At 36.5% G+C, this 15,859-nt stretch carries 15 protein-coding genes and 1 riboswitch; of the genes, 9 read left to right on the forward strand and 6 right to left on the reverse strand.

Annotated features, from left to right (window positions below; genetic code table 11):
- The first annotated feature begins 5 nt into the window (after positions 1-5).
- Both J2Z26_RS02965 and J2Z26_RS02970 read left to right on the forward strand, forming a co-directional pair.
- A complete protein-coding gene (locus J2Z26_RS02965) occupies positions 6-233 on the forward strand; it encodes a sulfurtransferase TusA family protein (protein ID WP_193538126.1) in 228 nt (75 codons plus the stop codon).
- Positions 234-281: 48 nt separating this feature from the next.
- The gene (locus J2Z26_RS02970; RefSeq protein WP_193538128.1) at positions 282-1,058 is read left to right on the forward strand and encodes a sulfite exporter TauE/SafE family protein; all 777 of its coding nucleotides are present in this window, start codon (positions 282-284) and stop codon (positions 1,056-1,058) included.
- Between the two features lie 50 nt (positions 1,059-1,108).
- On the opposite strand, the gene J2Z26_RS02975 is transcribed toward J2Z26_RS02970, so the two are convergent.
- Together J2Z26_RS02975 and J2Z26_RS02980 are read right to left on the reverse strand one after the other, a co-directional pair.
- Positions 1,109-1,558, reverse strand: coding sequence for a hypothetical protein (locus J2Z26_RS02975; RefSeq protein WP_193538130.1), 450 nt, complete (start codon positions 1,556-1,558; stop codon positions 1,109-1,111).
- 46 nt (positions 1,559-1,604) lie between these two features.
- On the reverse strand, positions 1,605-2,072 hold the full coding sequence (locus tag J2Z26_RS02980) for a DUF2243 domain-containing protein (RefSeq protein WP_319638078.1): 468 nt from the start codon (positions 2,070-2,072) through the stop codon (positions 1,605-1,607).
- A 205-nt stretch (positions 2,073-2,277) separates the two neighbouring features.
- Positions 2,278-2,384: riboswitch (SAM riboswitch) on the forward strand.
- 72 nt (positions 2,385-2,456) lie between these two features.
- Here J2Z26_RS02980 and J2Z26_RS02985 point away from each other — a divergent pair.
- Positions 2,457-3,509: an LLM class flavin-dependent oxidoreductase gene (locus J2Z26_RS02985; RefSeq protein ID WP_193538132.1), complete on the forward strand. Its 1,053-nt coding sequence runs from the start codon at positions 2,457-2,459 to the stop codon at positions 3,507-3,509.
- Between the two features lie 8 nt (positions 3,510-3,517).
- Positions 3,518-4,450, forward strand: a complete 933-nt coding sequence (locus J2Z26_RS02990; RefSeq protein ID WP_193538134.1) for an ATP-grasp domain-containing protein — start codon at positions 3,518-3,520, stop codon at positions 4,448-4,450.
- 65 nt (positions 4,451-4,515) lie between these two features.
- On the opposite strand, the gene J2Z26_RS02995 is transcribed toward J2Z26_RS02990, so the two are convergent.
- Entirely contained in the window at positions 4,516-5,637 is a 1,122-nt protein-coding gene (locus J2Z26_RS02995; RefSeq protein WP_406565564.1) for a CapA family protein, read from the reverse strand.
- A gap of 250 nt (positions 5,638-5,887) precedes the next feature.
- On the opposite strand from J2Z26_RS02995, the gene J2Z26_RS03000 reads away from it, so the two are divergent.
- Positions 5,888-6,214, forward strand: coding sequence for a hypothetical protein (locus J2Z26_RS03000; protein WP_193538136.1), 327 nt, complete (start codon positions 5,888-5,890; stop codon positions 6,212-6,214).
- 35 nt (positions 6,215-6,249) lie between these two features.
- Here the strand turns inward: J2Z26_RS03000 and J2Z26_RS03005 are convergent, their stop codons facing one another.
- Together J2Z26_RS03005 and J2Z26_RS03010 are read right to left on the reverse strand one after the other, a co-directional pair.
- Positions 6,250-6,858: a restriction endonuclease gene (locus tag J2Z26_RS03005; protein WP_227413785.1), complete on the reverse strand. Its 609-nt coding sequence runs from the start codon at positions 6,856-6,858 to the stop codon at positions 6,250-6,252.
- Between the two features lie 745 nt (positions 6,859-7,603).
- Complete coding sequence (locus tag J2Z26_RS03010; RefSeq protein WP_193538138.1) at positions 7,604-8,737, reverse strand: S8 family peptidase; 1,134 nt, start codon at positions 8,735-8,737, stop codon at positions 7,604-7,606.
- Between the two features lie 439 nt (positions 8,738-9,176).
- On the opposite strand from J2Z26_RS03010, the gene J2Z26_RS03015 reads away from it, so the two are divergent.
- Together J2Z26_RS03015 and J2Z26_RS03020 are read left to right on the forward strand one after the other, a co-directional pair.
- Complete coding sequence (locus J2Z26_RS03015; protein ID WP_209794290.1) at positions 9,177-10,439, forward strand: helix-turn-helix transcriptional regulator; 1,263 nt, start codon at positions 9,177-9,179, stop codon at positions 10,437-10,439.
- Between the two features lie 12 nt (positions 10,440-10,451).
- On the forward strand, positions 10,452-10,745 hold the full coding sequence (locus J2Z26_RS03020) for a hypothetical protein (RefSeq protein ID WP_193538142.1): 294 nt from the start codon (positions 10,452-10,454) through the stop codon (positions 10,743-10,745).
- Between the two features lie 47 nt (positions 10,746-10,792).
- On the opposite strand, the gene J2Z26_RS03025 is transcribed toward J2Z26_RS03020, so the two are convergent.
- The gene (locus tag J2Z26_RS03025) at positions 10,793-10,984 is read right to left on the reverse strand and encodes a hypothetical protein (RefSeq protein ID WP_193538144.1); all 192 of its coding nucleotides are present in this window, start codon (positions 10,982-10,984) and stop codon (positions 10,793-10,795) included.
- 307 nt (positions 10,985-11,291) lie between these two features.
- On the opposite strand from J2Z26_RS03025, the gene J2Z26_RS03030 reads away from it, so the two are divergent.
- Positions 11,292-12,326 carry a YeiH family protein gene (locus J2Z26_RS03030; protein ID WP_193538147.1) on the forward strand — a complete coding sequence of 345 codons (1,035 nt, stop codon included), beginning with the start codon at positions 11,292-11,294 and terminating at the stop codon, positions 12,324-12,326.
- A 234-nt stretch (positions 12,327-12,560) separates the two neighbouring features.
- Positions 12,561-15,833: an efflux RND transporter permease subunit gene (locus J2Z26_RS03035; protein ID WP_193538149.1), complete on the forward strand. Its 3,273-nt coding sequence runs from the start codon at positions 12,561-12,563 to the stop codon at positions 15,831-15,833.
- The last annotated feature ends 26 nt before the right edge of the window (positions 15,834-15,859 follow it).

Here is a 15,859-nt window from a genome sequence, read left to right on the forward strand (position 1 = left end):
ATAAAATGGAAGCAAACAAAGTATTAGACGCAAAAGGATTGGCATGTCCAATGCCTATCGTTAAAACAAAAAAGGCAATGAACGAACTTGAATCTGGTCAAGTGCTTGAAATTCATGCAACTGATAAAGGTGCAAAAAATGATTTAACTGCTTGGGCTAAATCTGGTGGTCATGAGTTTATCAAACATGTAGAAGACAACGGTGTGTTAAAGTTTTGGATTAAAAAAGGGTGAAAATAGAGGGAACCAGTATAGGTTCCCTTTTTAAAGGGGGGATTTACGATGGATTTTGCCTTTATAATTACGATTTTCCTAATTGGATTTATCGGTTCATATATATCTGGAATGCTAGGGATTGGTGGGTCAATCATCAAATACCCAATGCTTTTATATATTCCACCAATGCTTGGAGTGGCAGCATTCACCGCACATGAAGTGTCAGGGATTAGTGCCATTCAAGTGTTCTTTGCAACTATTGGTGGTGTGTGGGCCTACCGAAAAGGTGGCTACTTAAATAAGACACTCATTATTTATATGGGAAGTAGTATATTAATAGGTAGTTTTGTTGGTGGATATGGATCAAAGCTTATGTCAGAGGGTGGCATTAATCTTATCTACGGAATCTTGGCATTAATAGCTGCGGTTATGATGTTTATTCCTAAGAAAGGGATTGACGATATTCCTTTTGATCAAGTTACTTTTAATAAATGGCTTGCTGCAGCACTTGCGTTAATTGTAGGTATTGGAGCAGGAATTGTTGGAGCAGCGGGAGCATTCTTACTTGTTCCTATTATGCTTGTTTTGTTAAAGATTCCTACTCGTATGACGATTGCTTCATCATTAGCGATTACGTTTATCTCGTCAATTGGTGCAACGGTTGGTAAAATTACAACAGGTCAAATTGATTATTTCCCTGCATTTATTATGATTATTGCAAGTTTAATTGCTTCACCTCTTGGAGCAATAGCTGGGAAAAAAGTAAATACGAAGGTATTACAAGTGGTTCTAGCTGTCTTGATTTTCGCTACTGCAGTGAAAATTTGGATAGATATTATTTAAAACAAGATGAGAGACAGTCATTTCGGATGATTGTCTCTCATCTTGTCTTTTTATTTAACATGAATGATTTGTTGGAAAGCAATTTCTTTTCCTGCGCTAGTATATATTCCATGGTTATTTGCGTTTAAGGTTACTTTCACCGCATAAGTGCCAGGGCTTAAATTCCCCAAATTATAATAATTACCATAGAGGCGGTTTATTTTTTTTCCATTGATATATAAGTGGGCATGCCCTTCATTGTATTGGATAACTGTTGAACCAGTCTTTTTGGGTGTAAAGGTGAAATTAGATGTCATTATTTCCAAAAGCCAGGACCCTGATTGATCCTGGGTAATGGATGCTGTAATCGCTGGTAATCTATAAGAAATAGGAATCTCAACCGTTTCTTCATGGTGAGACTGAGCATGTCCGAATGCACTATGGTGCCCATATTGATAATGAAAGAAGATCATGATTGAGACAAAAGTAAATATCACGAAAAAACTGACTAGCCTATACATTAATGTAACGTGTCCTCCTTTGGATTAGTGGTGAAAGAAAACTGTCTCAGGTGTTTATTGTGGCTTGATAGGTTTCGGTGTTTTTCTTAATAAGATAACCTATAACAATTAATACTACCCCTAATCCTAGAAAGGTAAGGTCATAGAATAAAGGGTTTGGATCAGCAGGCTTCACACGATGGATTTGGAGAATATGATGATTAATAATACCTTCGGTTAAATTAAAAAGACCCCCTCCAATCAGGAACCAGCCAATTAATAATCGAATTCCTTTTTTATGTGCAATGGGGTTTTCTGCAACCCATAGAAGAATACCGCCGATCACTAATGTAATGGTTACTGCAAAATGAAAAAGTCCATCACTCACAATCTGTCCCGGTCGATCAGTTGCCATATATACACTATGCCACTGCAAAAGTTGATGGAAGATGATACCGTCTAAAGCTCCAAGAAAACCAAACCCCAATACAAAACTACCAATTTTAATTAAGCTTCTATGCGTTTTTATACTCACAATCTTTCTCCTTTATAAACAATTCTGAACATTATTACATTTTTGCCGAATTGGTAGCATAATATACTTGAAGGGTGGAAACTACAACACTTTAAAGCATCGGGGGCCTGACCCCCAGTCCGTTAATGCGTTACTGAGTTAAATAAATTTGTTGACGGAAAACCAACTTATATAGTATGATTACTATGGATTAATTAATTGAATATTCTTATCAAGAGAGGTAGAGGGACTGGCCCGATGAAGCCCGGCAACCACTGAGTAAATCAGTAAGGTGCCAATTCCAGCAGAACAGTAGGTTCTGAGAGATAGGATAGAAGCAATTCCAACTTCTTCGTATCGAAGAAGTTTTTTTGTTTTCGCGATAGACGAGAGGAGAAGAGAAAAATGAGATATGGATTTTGGTTACCGATTTTTGGTGGGTGGTTACGAAATGTTGATGATGAAAATATGCCACCTACATTCGAGTACGCAAAAGAAGTGATTACATCAGCAGAAGAGTGGGGATATGATACAACACTTATTGCTGAATTATACTTAAATGATATTAAAGGGCCTGAGAGTGACTCTTTAGAAGCTTGGTCAACAGCTGCGGCTTTAGCTGCTGTGACGAGTAAAATTGAAATCATGACAGCCATTCGACCTGGGTTTCATAACCCAGCAGTTGCTGCAAAAATGGCCGCGAATATTGATCAAATAAGTAATGGTAGATTTACCTTAAATGTTGTATCTGCATGGTGGGAAGAAGAAGCAAGGCAGTACGGTGGGATTTTCACTGAGCATGATGAGCGATACGATCGAACAGAAGAATTTATAGATGTACTAAAGGGATTATGGACAGAAGATGTCTTTAACTATGAAGGAAACTTTTATTCAGTTAAAAATGCTGTTTTATCACCTAAGCCTGTTCAAAGACCAAATCCGATTCTTTATGCGGGTGGTGAAAGTCCTAGAGGAAAACAAGCAATTACGAACAAGTGTGACGCGTATGTAATGCATGGAGGAACAGTAGAAGAAGTAACAGCTAAAATAGCTGATATGAAACAAAGAAGAGCGCAAACTGGTAACGCACCTTTTCAATCATTCGGAATGGCTGCATACATTGTTTGTCGTGATACAGAGGAAGAGGCTCAAGCAGAGTTAAATCGAATTACGGATGTAAGAGAATCAAGTGGATATGCTGGGTTCAATGACTTCGTTAGCAAATCACAGCTAGAACAACAAATTAAGCTATATGACTACTCTGTTTCAAATCGTGGGTTAAGACCCAATCTAATTGGTACTCCAGAACAGATTGCTAAAAAGATAATTGAATATGAAGAAGCTGGTGTTGATTTATTACTACTTCAATTTTCACCACAGCTTGAAGAAATGGAACGCTTTTCAAAGAAAGTTATGCCATTAGTCGAAGCACTTAGAGAAGCCAAAGTACAGGAGTGAATAGTAAAATGAGCAAAATATACATCATACATGAAAACAGTGAATGGACCAATCATTTAACAGCTAGACTGGAAGAGTTAGAGCTTCCTTATGAAGAATGGCACCTTGATCAAGGAGTCGTTAATTTATTCGAAGCACCTCCTGAAGGGGTATTTTATAGTCGAATGAGTGCATCTGCACATACGCGTGATCATCGTTTTGCACCGGAATTAGCAGAGTCCGTGCTTGCTTGGCTTGAAAAGAATGAGAAAAAAGTCTTTAACGGAACACGGGCTTTAAGACTTGAGGTTAGTAAGGTCAATCAATATATGGCATTAAATGCCTGCGGGATTAAAACGCCTAAAACACTTGCAGCTGTTGGAAAAGAACAAATAGTTGAAGCAGCAAAACAACTTGGGTCTGCTTCTTTTATCACAAAACACAACCGTGCTGGTAAAGGACTTGGTGTTCAATTGTTCCACTCCATTGAAAGCTTGCGGGAGTATGTGAACAGTCCTGGGTTTGAGGAGCCGGTTGATGGGATTACATTGATACAAGAATATATCCTTTCTCCCGAATCATATATTACCCGATGTGAGTTTGTTGGAGGAAAGTTTGTTTATGCAGTTCAGGTAGATACATCAGAGGGATTTGAATTATGTCCTGCAGATGCATGTCAAATCGGCGATTTATTCTGTCCTGTTGGAGAAGAAGTAACTGAAAAACCAAAGTTTAAAATTATCGAAGGTTTCAACGATCCGATCATTGAGAAGTATGAATTGTTCCTTCAAGAAAATAAAATTGCCGTTGCTGGCATTGAATTCATTCGAAATGCAGCAGGTGAGATTTTTACCTATGATGTTAATACAAATACGAACTATAACTCTGATGCTGAAAAGGTAGCAGGAAAATTTGGAATGCTTGAAGTAGCGAAATTCTTAGGATCAGAATTACAAAAATAAGTCAACAGGGGCCTGACCCCCGGCGCGCTAAAGCTTTAAAGCGCTGGGGGTCAGGCCCCTACAATTTAGTTTGATGTTTCGTATACGACCCAGTTTGATTGGGTGATTTTTGCTGAGAGTCCGATGATTTTATTTTTGACTCTTGCTGCTTCTTCACCGGTTAGCGGTATGGGCTGGTAATTGTTCCTTGATGTCACTGATGAAATACTAAAAGGAATTACTTGGATCTGCTTTTTATCGAGAAGTTCGCCATCTTGTAGGTGAAAGGTCTGTTGAAATACGAATGTATCTTTATCACTTGGATTACGGTTTCCACCAAACATAAAGTTACCTAAACTATATACAATAAATTTATTGTTGTACTCTTCAATTCCCTGAACAACGTGAGGGTGATGCCCTAAAACTAAGTCTGCACCGCTATCAATCGTAAATCGGCCTAGCGACTTTTGGGTAGAGTTCGGGACATATGCTCGTTCTTCGCCCCAATGAAAGTGTACAATGATGACTTTAACATCTTGTTCACGTAGGGTTTGAATGTCCTCCTGAATCTGCTTACGAATGGAACTGTTATCAGACCATCCGTTATAACCAAGAGCTCCAACCTTTATATCCTTAATAGTAGAAATATGAATATGATTATTTCCAAAGAAGCCAATATTATTATGTTTAAGAACATCAATCGTATCTTGGTACCCTTTTTGTAAATAATCGTACGTATGATTGTTTGCTAGGTTAACAGCTTCAATGCTTCCTAGTGTTAAAATATCTGCATAAGAAGGATCGCCTTTAAAACGAAACTTCTTTTCTGCTTTTTGTTTAGACGTAGTGAGAGTTGTTTCAAGATTTACCGTTGTGAAATCATCTTTTTCAAAGATAGGTCGTATGTGCTCTACAAAGAAGGCAAGGCCATTCATATCTGCTTCATGGTTAAAAGTTCCTTTATAGCCAAAGCTATCATCACTTCCGATGGTGACATCACCGGCAGCACTTACTGTTATTTCCGTGATAGGTGGAGGTTCAGGAACCTGCTTATGCATTTCAGTAGCCATGACAACAGAACGTGATGGGTGATCCTTGACCACTCTTTCAATTGTCTCAGTAGTTCCCATGGTTGGGATTGAGATGTTCATTATATTGGAACAGCCAGCTAACATTAGCATTAACAATATTGAAAATAATACCCTCATTATGATTCCTCTCCTACGCTAGAATAGCTTATTCATCGTTCTCATTGTATGTTCATAATGACAAAATATGAGAGATTACTACTATAATACTATGTTCGTTATATAGAAATCTTCAACATGACAAAGGTTGTCAAAACAATCTAATAAACTACAAAAAGCGAAATAGGATCAAATATTTTCTCTAAAACCCCCATATTTCAGAGGATTTTGTCGAAGGATGTATTGTTTGTTCAACAAGGGAGGCATACATATGTTTTTTAAAAAGGTACATGGCATTCAGTTATGGAAGCTGAATTTGAGGTTTAAAAAGCTAGGTTTATCAAGAAGTTGGATGGAAGAAACTAAAAATGGGGTTATTCAATTATTTTTAGATCCAATAGAAACAGATCGATATTCAAGTCCTGAGGTGCAGGCTGAGATTAATGAGGTAATCAATGAGTTAGAAGGAGTTGAGACCTTTAGATTATGTGTTTTTAAAGAATGTAAGATTTTATATAAAGAGCAGCTTACAGACAACGCATTATCTCGATGGATCGAGGTTACTATTTTAGAGGAGAAACAAAAGTTAATTTCATAAAAAGGAAAGAGCCTTTCCAAAGAAGGCTCTTTGTTTTAGGCTAATTCTGGCGTAGACTTAATGGAACTAATTTTTATATTTTTTTCTTCTAATCCTAAAATCCAATATTCTACTAGCTGCGTTCCATTGATTAATTCAATGTTTAGTTCGTCTGCATACGTTTTCGCCTTATCCGTAAAATCTCCAGTTGTTACAATGTATCCACCTTTGGCATCCTTTTTAATCATTTGTGAATGGAGGATTGCAATAGCCTCAAAGCCAAGGTCTTTTTCTAAACATTTAACCTGTCCTATGTATAAGCCATCCTCACGGTCATGTTCCAAATTTATCCCTTCATCAGAAGGGGGGCTAATATATACGGTTCCACCATAATATCCTTCAATCACATTCATCACAAACAGCTCAAACTCAAGCGGGTCCTGCCTAATAAATAAACTTGAAACAGTTTGGTTTGCTTCTTCAGGGGTTGCTTTTTTAAATCGATAATATAGTCCCATTGCTAATGTTTTCTTAATATCACTACTTGTATTAATAGAGTCTGTAATAATTGATCGCAATTTATCATTTTCTTTTTTACGTCGTATTACATCAAAAGCTGCTAATACTAATAAAATTGCACTCATAACTGATATAAATGTATTCATGGGTTGTTCACTCCTTTTCCTCTTCATTTTAGACGAAGGGAAAGGAATCTAATCTTTTGTAAATAAAAAAGTGGCACCCCAAAAGGGATTAACGGGATCTCTTTTGGAGTGCAAAACGCGAAAAAACAACTCAAATAGCATGTTAAATCGCATATGATTTAGCATGCTATTTTTAATTGGTATAACAAGGTTTATGACAATTTCACTTGAGAATTAACACTGTAATTAGCATACAATATAGCAATGTGTGAATGATTATTCTCATGCTGTTAGTTTATATGCTAAAACGGTTGTTAATACTTTGTTCAATTTGATTTCATTTTTTAAATAGTACACCTTACCAATAAGCTGACTTGTCCTTAATTAAGCAACCGGCGATAGTAAAAATAAACGGAGATTTTCCGGTTAAATTCAGAATAGAGCTCTTTTGAGGCTAAATAAGGGGATATTTTCCGGTTATGCCAAGCAAAACCCCCTATTTTTATGTTTTTTGAGTTAATAGGCGGAATCTCTCCGTCTATTTAAGCAATTTTCAATGGTATTTTCTATTTAAGCGGAATTTTTCCGTCTATTTATCAAATTGGGTGTTTATCTGATCTCCCAACGGATAATATTAAGAAGCGAAAAAGCATGATGATAAAATTGCTAATCACCATGCTTTTTACTACGTTATTTGTACTGTTATTAATGATTTTGCACTCCAAAAGAGAACCCGTTACAAAAGGGATACCACCTTCTTATTTACTTATTGAATAGCAGCAAGGACATTAATAACTCCGTTTCCATAGTAGAATGAGTCACCAAGTGGTGTTGCTGTATTTTTTAAGCGGTCACGTACCTCAACATTAGTTAATGAAGGGTATTTTGCAAGGATTAATGCAGCAGCTCCTGCAACGTGAGGAGAAGCCATTGACGTTCCGTTGTAAGAATCATAGCTATTACCAGGCACAGAGCTAAGAATATTCACACCTGGTGCCATTACTTCTAGTTCATTACCAACACTTGAGAAGGAAGCTCTATTATTACTAGAATCAACTGCTCCAACCGCAATTACAGAAGCATATTTAGCTGGGTAGCCGATTGTATTACGTTTACCTTTTGAACCACTATTTCCTGCAGCAGCTACTACCACAATACCGCTGTTATAAGCCAGATCACAAGCCTGTTGTAATGTAGTTGAACCAGAACTTGCACCTAAACTCATATTAATAACATCCATACCATTTTCTACAGCCCATTCAATCCCTTGAACGATTCCACTAAAAGATCCACTACCAGAGCTATCTAATACTTTAACAGCATAAAGGTCAGCAGCTGGAGCAACCCCTAATACGCCTAATGTGTTATTTAAACCGGCAACTGTTCCAGCCACATGTGTACCATGACCGTTACCATCTTCTAATGCATTTGGCTCACCTGAAATAAAGCTTGCACCACCAAGGACGTTAAGGTCTTCGTGGTTACCGTCAATTCCTGTATCTAAAATGGCTACTTTAACACCACTTCCAGTTACACCACTCGCTTGAACTGTATCTGCTTCAATGTGTGGGATTCCCCATGGTGTTGTTTGACCTATGGCTTTCACTGTTAAATCTTCTTCAACATAAGCAATGTTCGGATTTTTACTTTCTAGTGCCAATGCAGCTCTTTCAGAAAGTTTTGCATGCACTACATTTAAGTATTTAAACTGGTGTTTAACTTGGCCACCAAGGCCTCTTATGTCTTTTAATTCATCTTCTGACACTTTTGCATTAAAACCAATTAAGTAATCTTTAGGAGCGTTATCGTTTTGTGCACTTACTGGTGCAACAGTACCAAATAACATTCCGAATGCTAAAATAAAGCTTAATAAAACACCAAAGATCTTTCTTTTCCCCATATTTTAGTACCTCCTACGATTATATTGTAATAACCAAGCATGAATTGAGTGTTAAATATAGAGTAGTTAAGTAGATACATAGTCATTTAACTTAGGCTCCCGGGTACCTAGGGTAAATGATGATTATCACATTAAAATCGTAACACTATTTCGAATAATTTGTTATTGGGAAAATAACTGAAAAAGATATGTATTAAACGAAGAAATTAAAGGCGATTTTCCCAATGGTAAAAGTTGGGATTGCCGGTTAGACTAAAACATAGTGAAAAAGGCTAAAGAGCCAAAAACCCTAGATTTTTTCGGATGTTGGGAAAATCGACTCAAAAATATAGCTCTAAGAGGCCCTTTTTTGCATCTATTTTCCCAAGCTTGAAAAAGAGGGTTTTCTGAATATTTTAAAGAATTAGTAGTATAACTTAATTTAGGAGCTGAATGTGTTATGGACATAGGAAACAGGCTTCGTTTTTACCGTATACAGCAAAACATGACACAAGAGGATCTAGCAAGTGGGATTATCTCTATCTCTTATCTATCAAAAATAGAAAACAACCAAACATCCGCTAGTGTTGAAGTTCTAGAGATGCTTTGTAAGAGGTTAGGGATTAAGCTAATTGAGGAAAATGAATACTCTCTATTAAAGGACCTACATGATTGGTATTACCAAATCATCAACCGAAACAAGGAAGAGGTTGCCAGAAGGTATGAGAAATATGTAGATGTGATTCAAAGTACGAATGATTCGAGTGCCTACATACATTTTGTGTTGTTCGAGTTACGTTACTTTTTGTTACAAAGGGATTTAGAAAAAGCAGAGGAACAGCTGAACAAGATTAATTTGTTTAAGGATATCTTTGATGATCAGATGGACTATTTCTATAGTAAATTTGTAGGTTTATATCATTATATGAAAAATCGATTTTCAACTGCTAAGGATTTTTATAAGCTTGCTGAACGAATTCTTAATAAAAGTATCCACATAGAGAGATGGGAAGAAGCTGACCTTTATTATTCAATAGGGTTAACCTATAGCCAATTAGGCAAAATGTCATTGAGTAACAATTACACCCACTTGGCCTTAGCTATCTATCAATCTCGGTATGATTTAAAAAGAAGTGCCGAATGTCATGTGTTGCTGGGAATCTGTTATTTACGAACAGAAGAGTACGAGCTCTCAGAAGAAAACTATTTATTAGCAAATAAAGTTGCTGAAAGTATGAATGATTCAAACCTAAGGGGAATTATTTATCATAATTTGGGGTATTTGTATTCTTTGCAAGGGAAGCATCATCAAGCGATTGCAGAGTATCAAAAGAGCTTAAAACATAAGCTAGATGGAAATATTGATGGGAAGCTAATTTCCATTCACGGAATAATAACTGAATATTACTCTCTAGGAGAATATAACTCTTGTGAATCTTGGCTACAAGAAGCTAGGAAACTACAGGAGGAAAATGAATACAGGGATTACAACGTACATTTTGAAATTTATAACTATTTAATAAATAACCCTTCAGAAGAGTTTGAAAAGTATATGCAGGATGTTGCATTACCACTCTTTGAAAAGAGGGAGAATCTACAGTATTTAATCAAGTATTCAGAGATTTTAGGAGCTTACTTTGAAACAAAGTTTAAGTATAAATCAGCAAATCGCTATTATACCAAAGCGATAAAAGCATTAAAAAAACAAAACTATATCTACTAAGGAGAGAGAAAAATGAAAAAGTTTCTTTTAGTAATTGTTGCAGGAGTAGTATTAACAACAGGAGGAAATGCTTTGTTCAATCAATTTGCTGGTGAAGCAGAGCATCCAGATCCAACATCAATCCAATTCGCAGGTGAAGCCGAGCATCCAGATCCAACATCAATTTTCTTTGCAGGAGAAGCGGAACACCCAGATCCAACATCAATCTTCTTTACTGGTGAAGCAGAGCACCCAGATCCAACATCCATCCTTCTTGCTGGTGAAGCTGAGCATCCAGATCCAACATCTAATTCGGATTTAGTATAATCAAACAAAAACCTAGCTAAGAGTTTTCTTAGCTAGGTTTTTTATTGTTACACACCATGAAAATGATTGTGCTTTGCATGTTCCTTTTTGGCATTTTCAATTTTGTTTTCTGCATTTTGTTGTCTAAGTTCCTCTTCAGATAAAATAGATTTACGCTTTCTTTTAGTTCTCCAATCAGAAATTGCACCAATTAAAATTACTCCTGCAAAGAAGATCAATATCCAACCCCAAAATGGCATTGAGTCCACCTCCTTTAATAGGTGTGTCCTGGATTAATCTTAGTTTATGTGGTTTTGAATTGATAAATGAGGATGTTATTGTTTCTTAATCTGAATGTAAAGACGATTAAATATATTTAATATGAAAATGTGTCCAAAGGGGCCTGACCCCCGGTGCGTTAAAGGGGTAAAGGGGAGCCTGGGTAAATGGAAAGAACTAGTGGTGAAAGGTTTTAGGTTTTATAGTATACTAAGTGTTTGTATATAGCTTTTTAGCTAGTTTTTTGAGAGTATGTAAGATTGTTTGTATTGTGAGGAGATCAGTCTAATGAGTGAAAATATTATTCGAAAACAGTCGCCATTAGGGGCTATTAGAAGGCTTCCTTTCCCGAGATGGACAGCAGGTGTGGTGTTGCTTCTTGTTATTGCAACGATCTCACATGTATTTGGTAAGCTGTTTCCTTTAGTTGGTGGAGTTATATTTGCTCTAATTGCTGGGATTGTGATTCGAAATTCGATAGGTATCCGGCATGTTATCTTTGAAGATGGTGTTTCTTTTACTATTAAAAGAATGCTTAAATTGGCCATTATTCTATTAGGTGCTACATTAAGTTTCGGAAAAATTCTCACCATTGGTGGACAGTCTGTCCTTATTATACTTGCGGTGGTACTTGGTGGAATTGGCTTTACTATATTAATAGGAAAGTTATTGAAGGTTGATAAAGTTTTGTCTCTTTTAATTGGGGTTGGGGCTAGCATTTGTGGTGCAACAGCAATTACAGCGCTAAAGGGGACAATTAATGCGCGGGAAACTCAGACTGCCTATGCTATATCAACTATCTTTCTATTTAATCTAATTGCGACTTTCCTTTACCCTGTTATTGGGCATATGCTCAACTTAAATCCACTTCAGTTTGGCATTTGGGCTGGTACTGCAATTCACGATACATCGTCAGTTGTAGCTGTTGGATATTTATATGGTAACGAAGCGGGGGATATTGCAACAACCGTAAAGCTAGTCCGTACGTTGTTTTTACTACCAATTATCATTATAGTCCCTATGCTATTTATGAAAAATTCTGAGCAAACTGGGAAAGCTTCCATAAAAAAAGTGTTTCCGTGGTTTATTATAGGATTTATCATAATGAGTTTAATAAACTCAATTGGTTTCGTACCTGTAGAAGCACAAGAGTTTTTTACAAGTACGGCTAAATATATTATCCTAATGGTCATGGCCGGTGTCGGTTTGCAGGTTAATTTTAAAAAAATGATGAATTTGGGTGTAAAACCTTTTGCTATCGGCTTATTTGCCTCAGTACTCGTATCAGTTATTAGTTTAGCTTTAATTTATTTACTACTATAATGACATCAAACAGAGCGGATACTTTTATCTGCTCTGTTTTTGTTTTACCGTAGGAAATATTGGTTAATAATAAGATGATTCTAATTTTGAATATTTAATGACAATTTTATATGACTAGTCAGTCTGATAAGGGCATCTAAGTTTACTTTCAAGTTGAATGATTATAAGATTAAAGAGTTGACTATATAGTCAAAAATACATAAGAAACATCTAAAGGAAGGGAAGGAGCTTGTTATGAAGATTAGTAATTTCTCGATACGACGACCAGTATTTACTTTAGTAACCATGTTTCTAGTAATAATCCTAGGTTTAGTATCGTTAATGAATATACCGTTAAAATTAATTCCTGATATTAATCCACCTATAGGAGTAGTTGTAGTCAATTATCCTGGCGCTAGTCCAACTGAGGTTGTTGAAAAAGTAACTAAGCCTTTGGAACAAGGGTTATCTACCCTTCCTGGATTAAAAACAATGTCTTCAACAGCCCAAGAGGGTGCCAATTTAACCTTATTACAGTTTTCTTGGACGACTTCAATTGATGACATTGAATCAGAAATACAAAATAGAATTGATCAAACACCGCTTACGGATGACGCTGAAAAACCGCGCTTTCTTAAGTTTGATCCAGCACAGTTTCCAATTATTCAATTATCGTTAAGTACAACTGAGGATCCCAAAACTCTTCAAGCCTTGGCAGAAAATCTTACACTTGAGTTAAACAAGGTTGAAGGTGTAGCCAATGTAAACTTATCAGGAACAGTAATGGATGAAATTAAAGTTGAATTAGATCAAGCAAAGTTAAAAGATTATTTAATTAGTCAAAGTGACGTAGTTGATGCTATACGTGCAAATTCAGTATCTTTACCTGGTAACACCATAGAAACGGATGGAAAGCAGCTAACAACACGTGTGATTAGTACTGTAGATTCATTAGAAACACTAAGAAGCATTGTTGTAACTGTCGATCCAGCAACAGGTGAAAAAGTTACAGTAGATGATGTTAGTGAGGTAAGGATTGCTCCGCAAAACAAAAATACAATTACAAGAGCTAACCAGGAGCCATCACTTCTAGTAAGTGTATTGCAACAATCTGATGCTAATACAGCACAGGTTTCTACGGCATTTCAAGAGGAATTAAATTCTTTATTAAATGATGAAAAGTACGAAGACATCAAATCAGATATCTTGTTTGATCAAGGTGAATACATTCAATTGGCGATTGGAAATATGAGCAATACCTTGTTATTTGGTGGCTTACTAGCCATGATCGTATTGTTCGCATTTTTAAGAAGCTTAAAAAGTCCTTTAATTATTGGGATAGCAATACCTTACTCTGTTATTGTTACATTTGTCCTAATGTATTTTTCTGACTTCACCTTAAATATTATGACACTTGGTGGTCTAGCACTTGGGATAGGGATGTTAGTTGATAATGCAATCGTTGTTATTGAGAATATTTACCGTCATCTCTCGATGGGCAAGGATCCGAAAACTGCAGCCTCGGATGGAACGAAAGAAGTAGGAGCTGCCATAACCGCATCAACACTGACAACCGTTGCTGTATTCTTACCGGTTATTTTTATTTCTGGAATTATCGGCCAGCTATTTACAGAGTTTGCACTTACAATTGCGTTTAGTTTATTTGCATCCCTAGCAGTAGCGTTAACAGTTGTTCCGATGCTAGCTAGTAGATTTTTAAAGACGCCTAAAGAAAATATAGAAAAAGTTCGCAGAGAAAGTGGTTTCATACGTTCAGTGGAAGGAGCCGCAAAGTGGTCTCTTCGAAATCGGGCTTTTGTATTAATTACAACAGTAGTTTTACTTGGAGCAAGTGCTTATGGCCTAACAACCGTGGGTCAAGAGTTTATCCCAAGCAGCGATGAAGGATTTTTTACTATTAATGTAGAGTTAGAAAATGGTGTAACCCTGGCTGAGACCGAAAAAACTGTATCAGAAATAGAAGAGGTACTTGAAACTAAAGAAGATGTAGCTGTATATGTTAGTTTGATTGGATCTACTCAAGAGGAATCCTTCAGGGGAACGGGCCAAACAAATACAGCTGAAATTTATGTGAAAATGGTTGAATTAGAGGAACGAACCATATCAAGTTTTGAATTTGTTGATGATGTAAAACGTGATGTTGAGAAAGCTGCACAAAAAGGAAATCCAACTGCAGAAGTCTCGTTTAATTTACAATCTTCTGCTGGTTCTTCACCAAACACACTATCTTTTAGTGTAAAAGATACAAATAAGCAGCGCTTAGATGAGTCAGTTGCGAAAATAGAACAGGCTTTAAATGAAGTTGCAGATATAACAGAAGTTTCTACTGATTTATCCGAAACACAAGAAGAGGTTCAAATTACCATAAATCGTGAAAATGCTTTTAATGAAGGGCTTGTACCTATTCAAATTGCAGCTACTGTAAATGATGTGACACGTGGAACAACTGCAATGCAGCTAACAGATAAAGATGAAAATATCTACTCAGTCTTTGTTAGCTATGATAGAGAAGTAACAAATAATATTGATCAGTTAAAAGGCTTATTACTAAAAAAGCCAGATAATACGTATGTAAGATTAGAAGAAGTGACTTCTATTACTACTGGTGAAGGTCCAACAACTGTACGTCGTGTCGATCAACAGAATGCTGTACAATTTACGGTAAAGTATGCAGCATCTTCGAATTTAGGCGATATCTCGGCACTCGTTGACAAAGAAATCGCTGATTTAGATTTACCTGAAGAGACGGATATCACCTTCGGAGGAGACCGCGAGCTATTGGAATCTTCAATGGAACAGATGTTATTGGCGTTTGTTCTAGCGATCGTCTTTATCTATATAGTCATGGCGGCACAGTTCGAATCGTTTAAATATCCATTTGTTATTATGTTCACTGTTCCACTTATGGTCATTGGGGTCGCTATTGCATTGGTAGTAACAAATACTCCTGTTGGATTAACCGCGATTATTGGAATCATTGTCTTAGCAGGAATCGTAGTTAATAATGCGATTGTTATTGTCGATTATATTAATCAAAAGAAAGCGGATGGTATGAAGACATATGATGCCATCATTGAGTCTGTCAAAGATCGTACCAGACCAATTCTTATGACAGCGACAACCACCATTTTAGGTTTATTACCACTAGCATTTGGAATTGGAGAAGGAGCAGAAATGAACCAACCGATGGGTCTTGCGGTAATCGGCGGTCTAATTAGTAGTACATTCTTAACATTATTCGTCATCCCGATTGTGTACAGTTTATTTGATAAAGAAACACGCAGATTAAATAAAAAATATGTTACACCAGATGGCCAACTGATACCTGCTTACTTACTAGAGGATCGCTATATTGCTCCTGAGCCTTCTGAGGAAGACTTAACACAAAAGTTACCAGCAAAAAATAACAAACAATACGAAAAAGAAGACATGGTCCATATGCTTGAACAACTATTGTCCATTGTCAAAGACGATGATCGAAATAAAGGAAATGATGATAAAAACTAAAATAAAAAAACAGCGAGCCATTTGGT

Source organism: Cytobacillus luteolus (genome assembly GCF_017873715.1).
Classification (GTDB): Bacteria; Bacillota; Bacilli; order Bacillales; family Bacillaceae_L; genus Bacillus_BV; species Bacillus_BV luteola.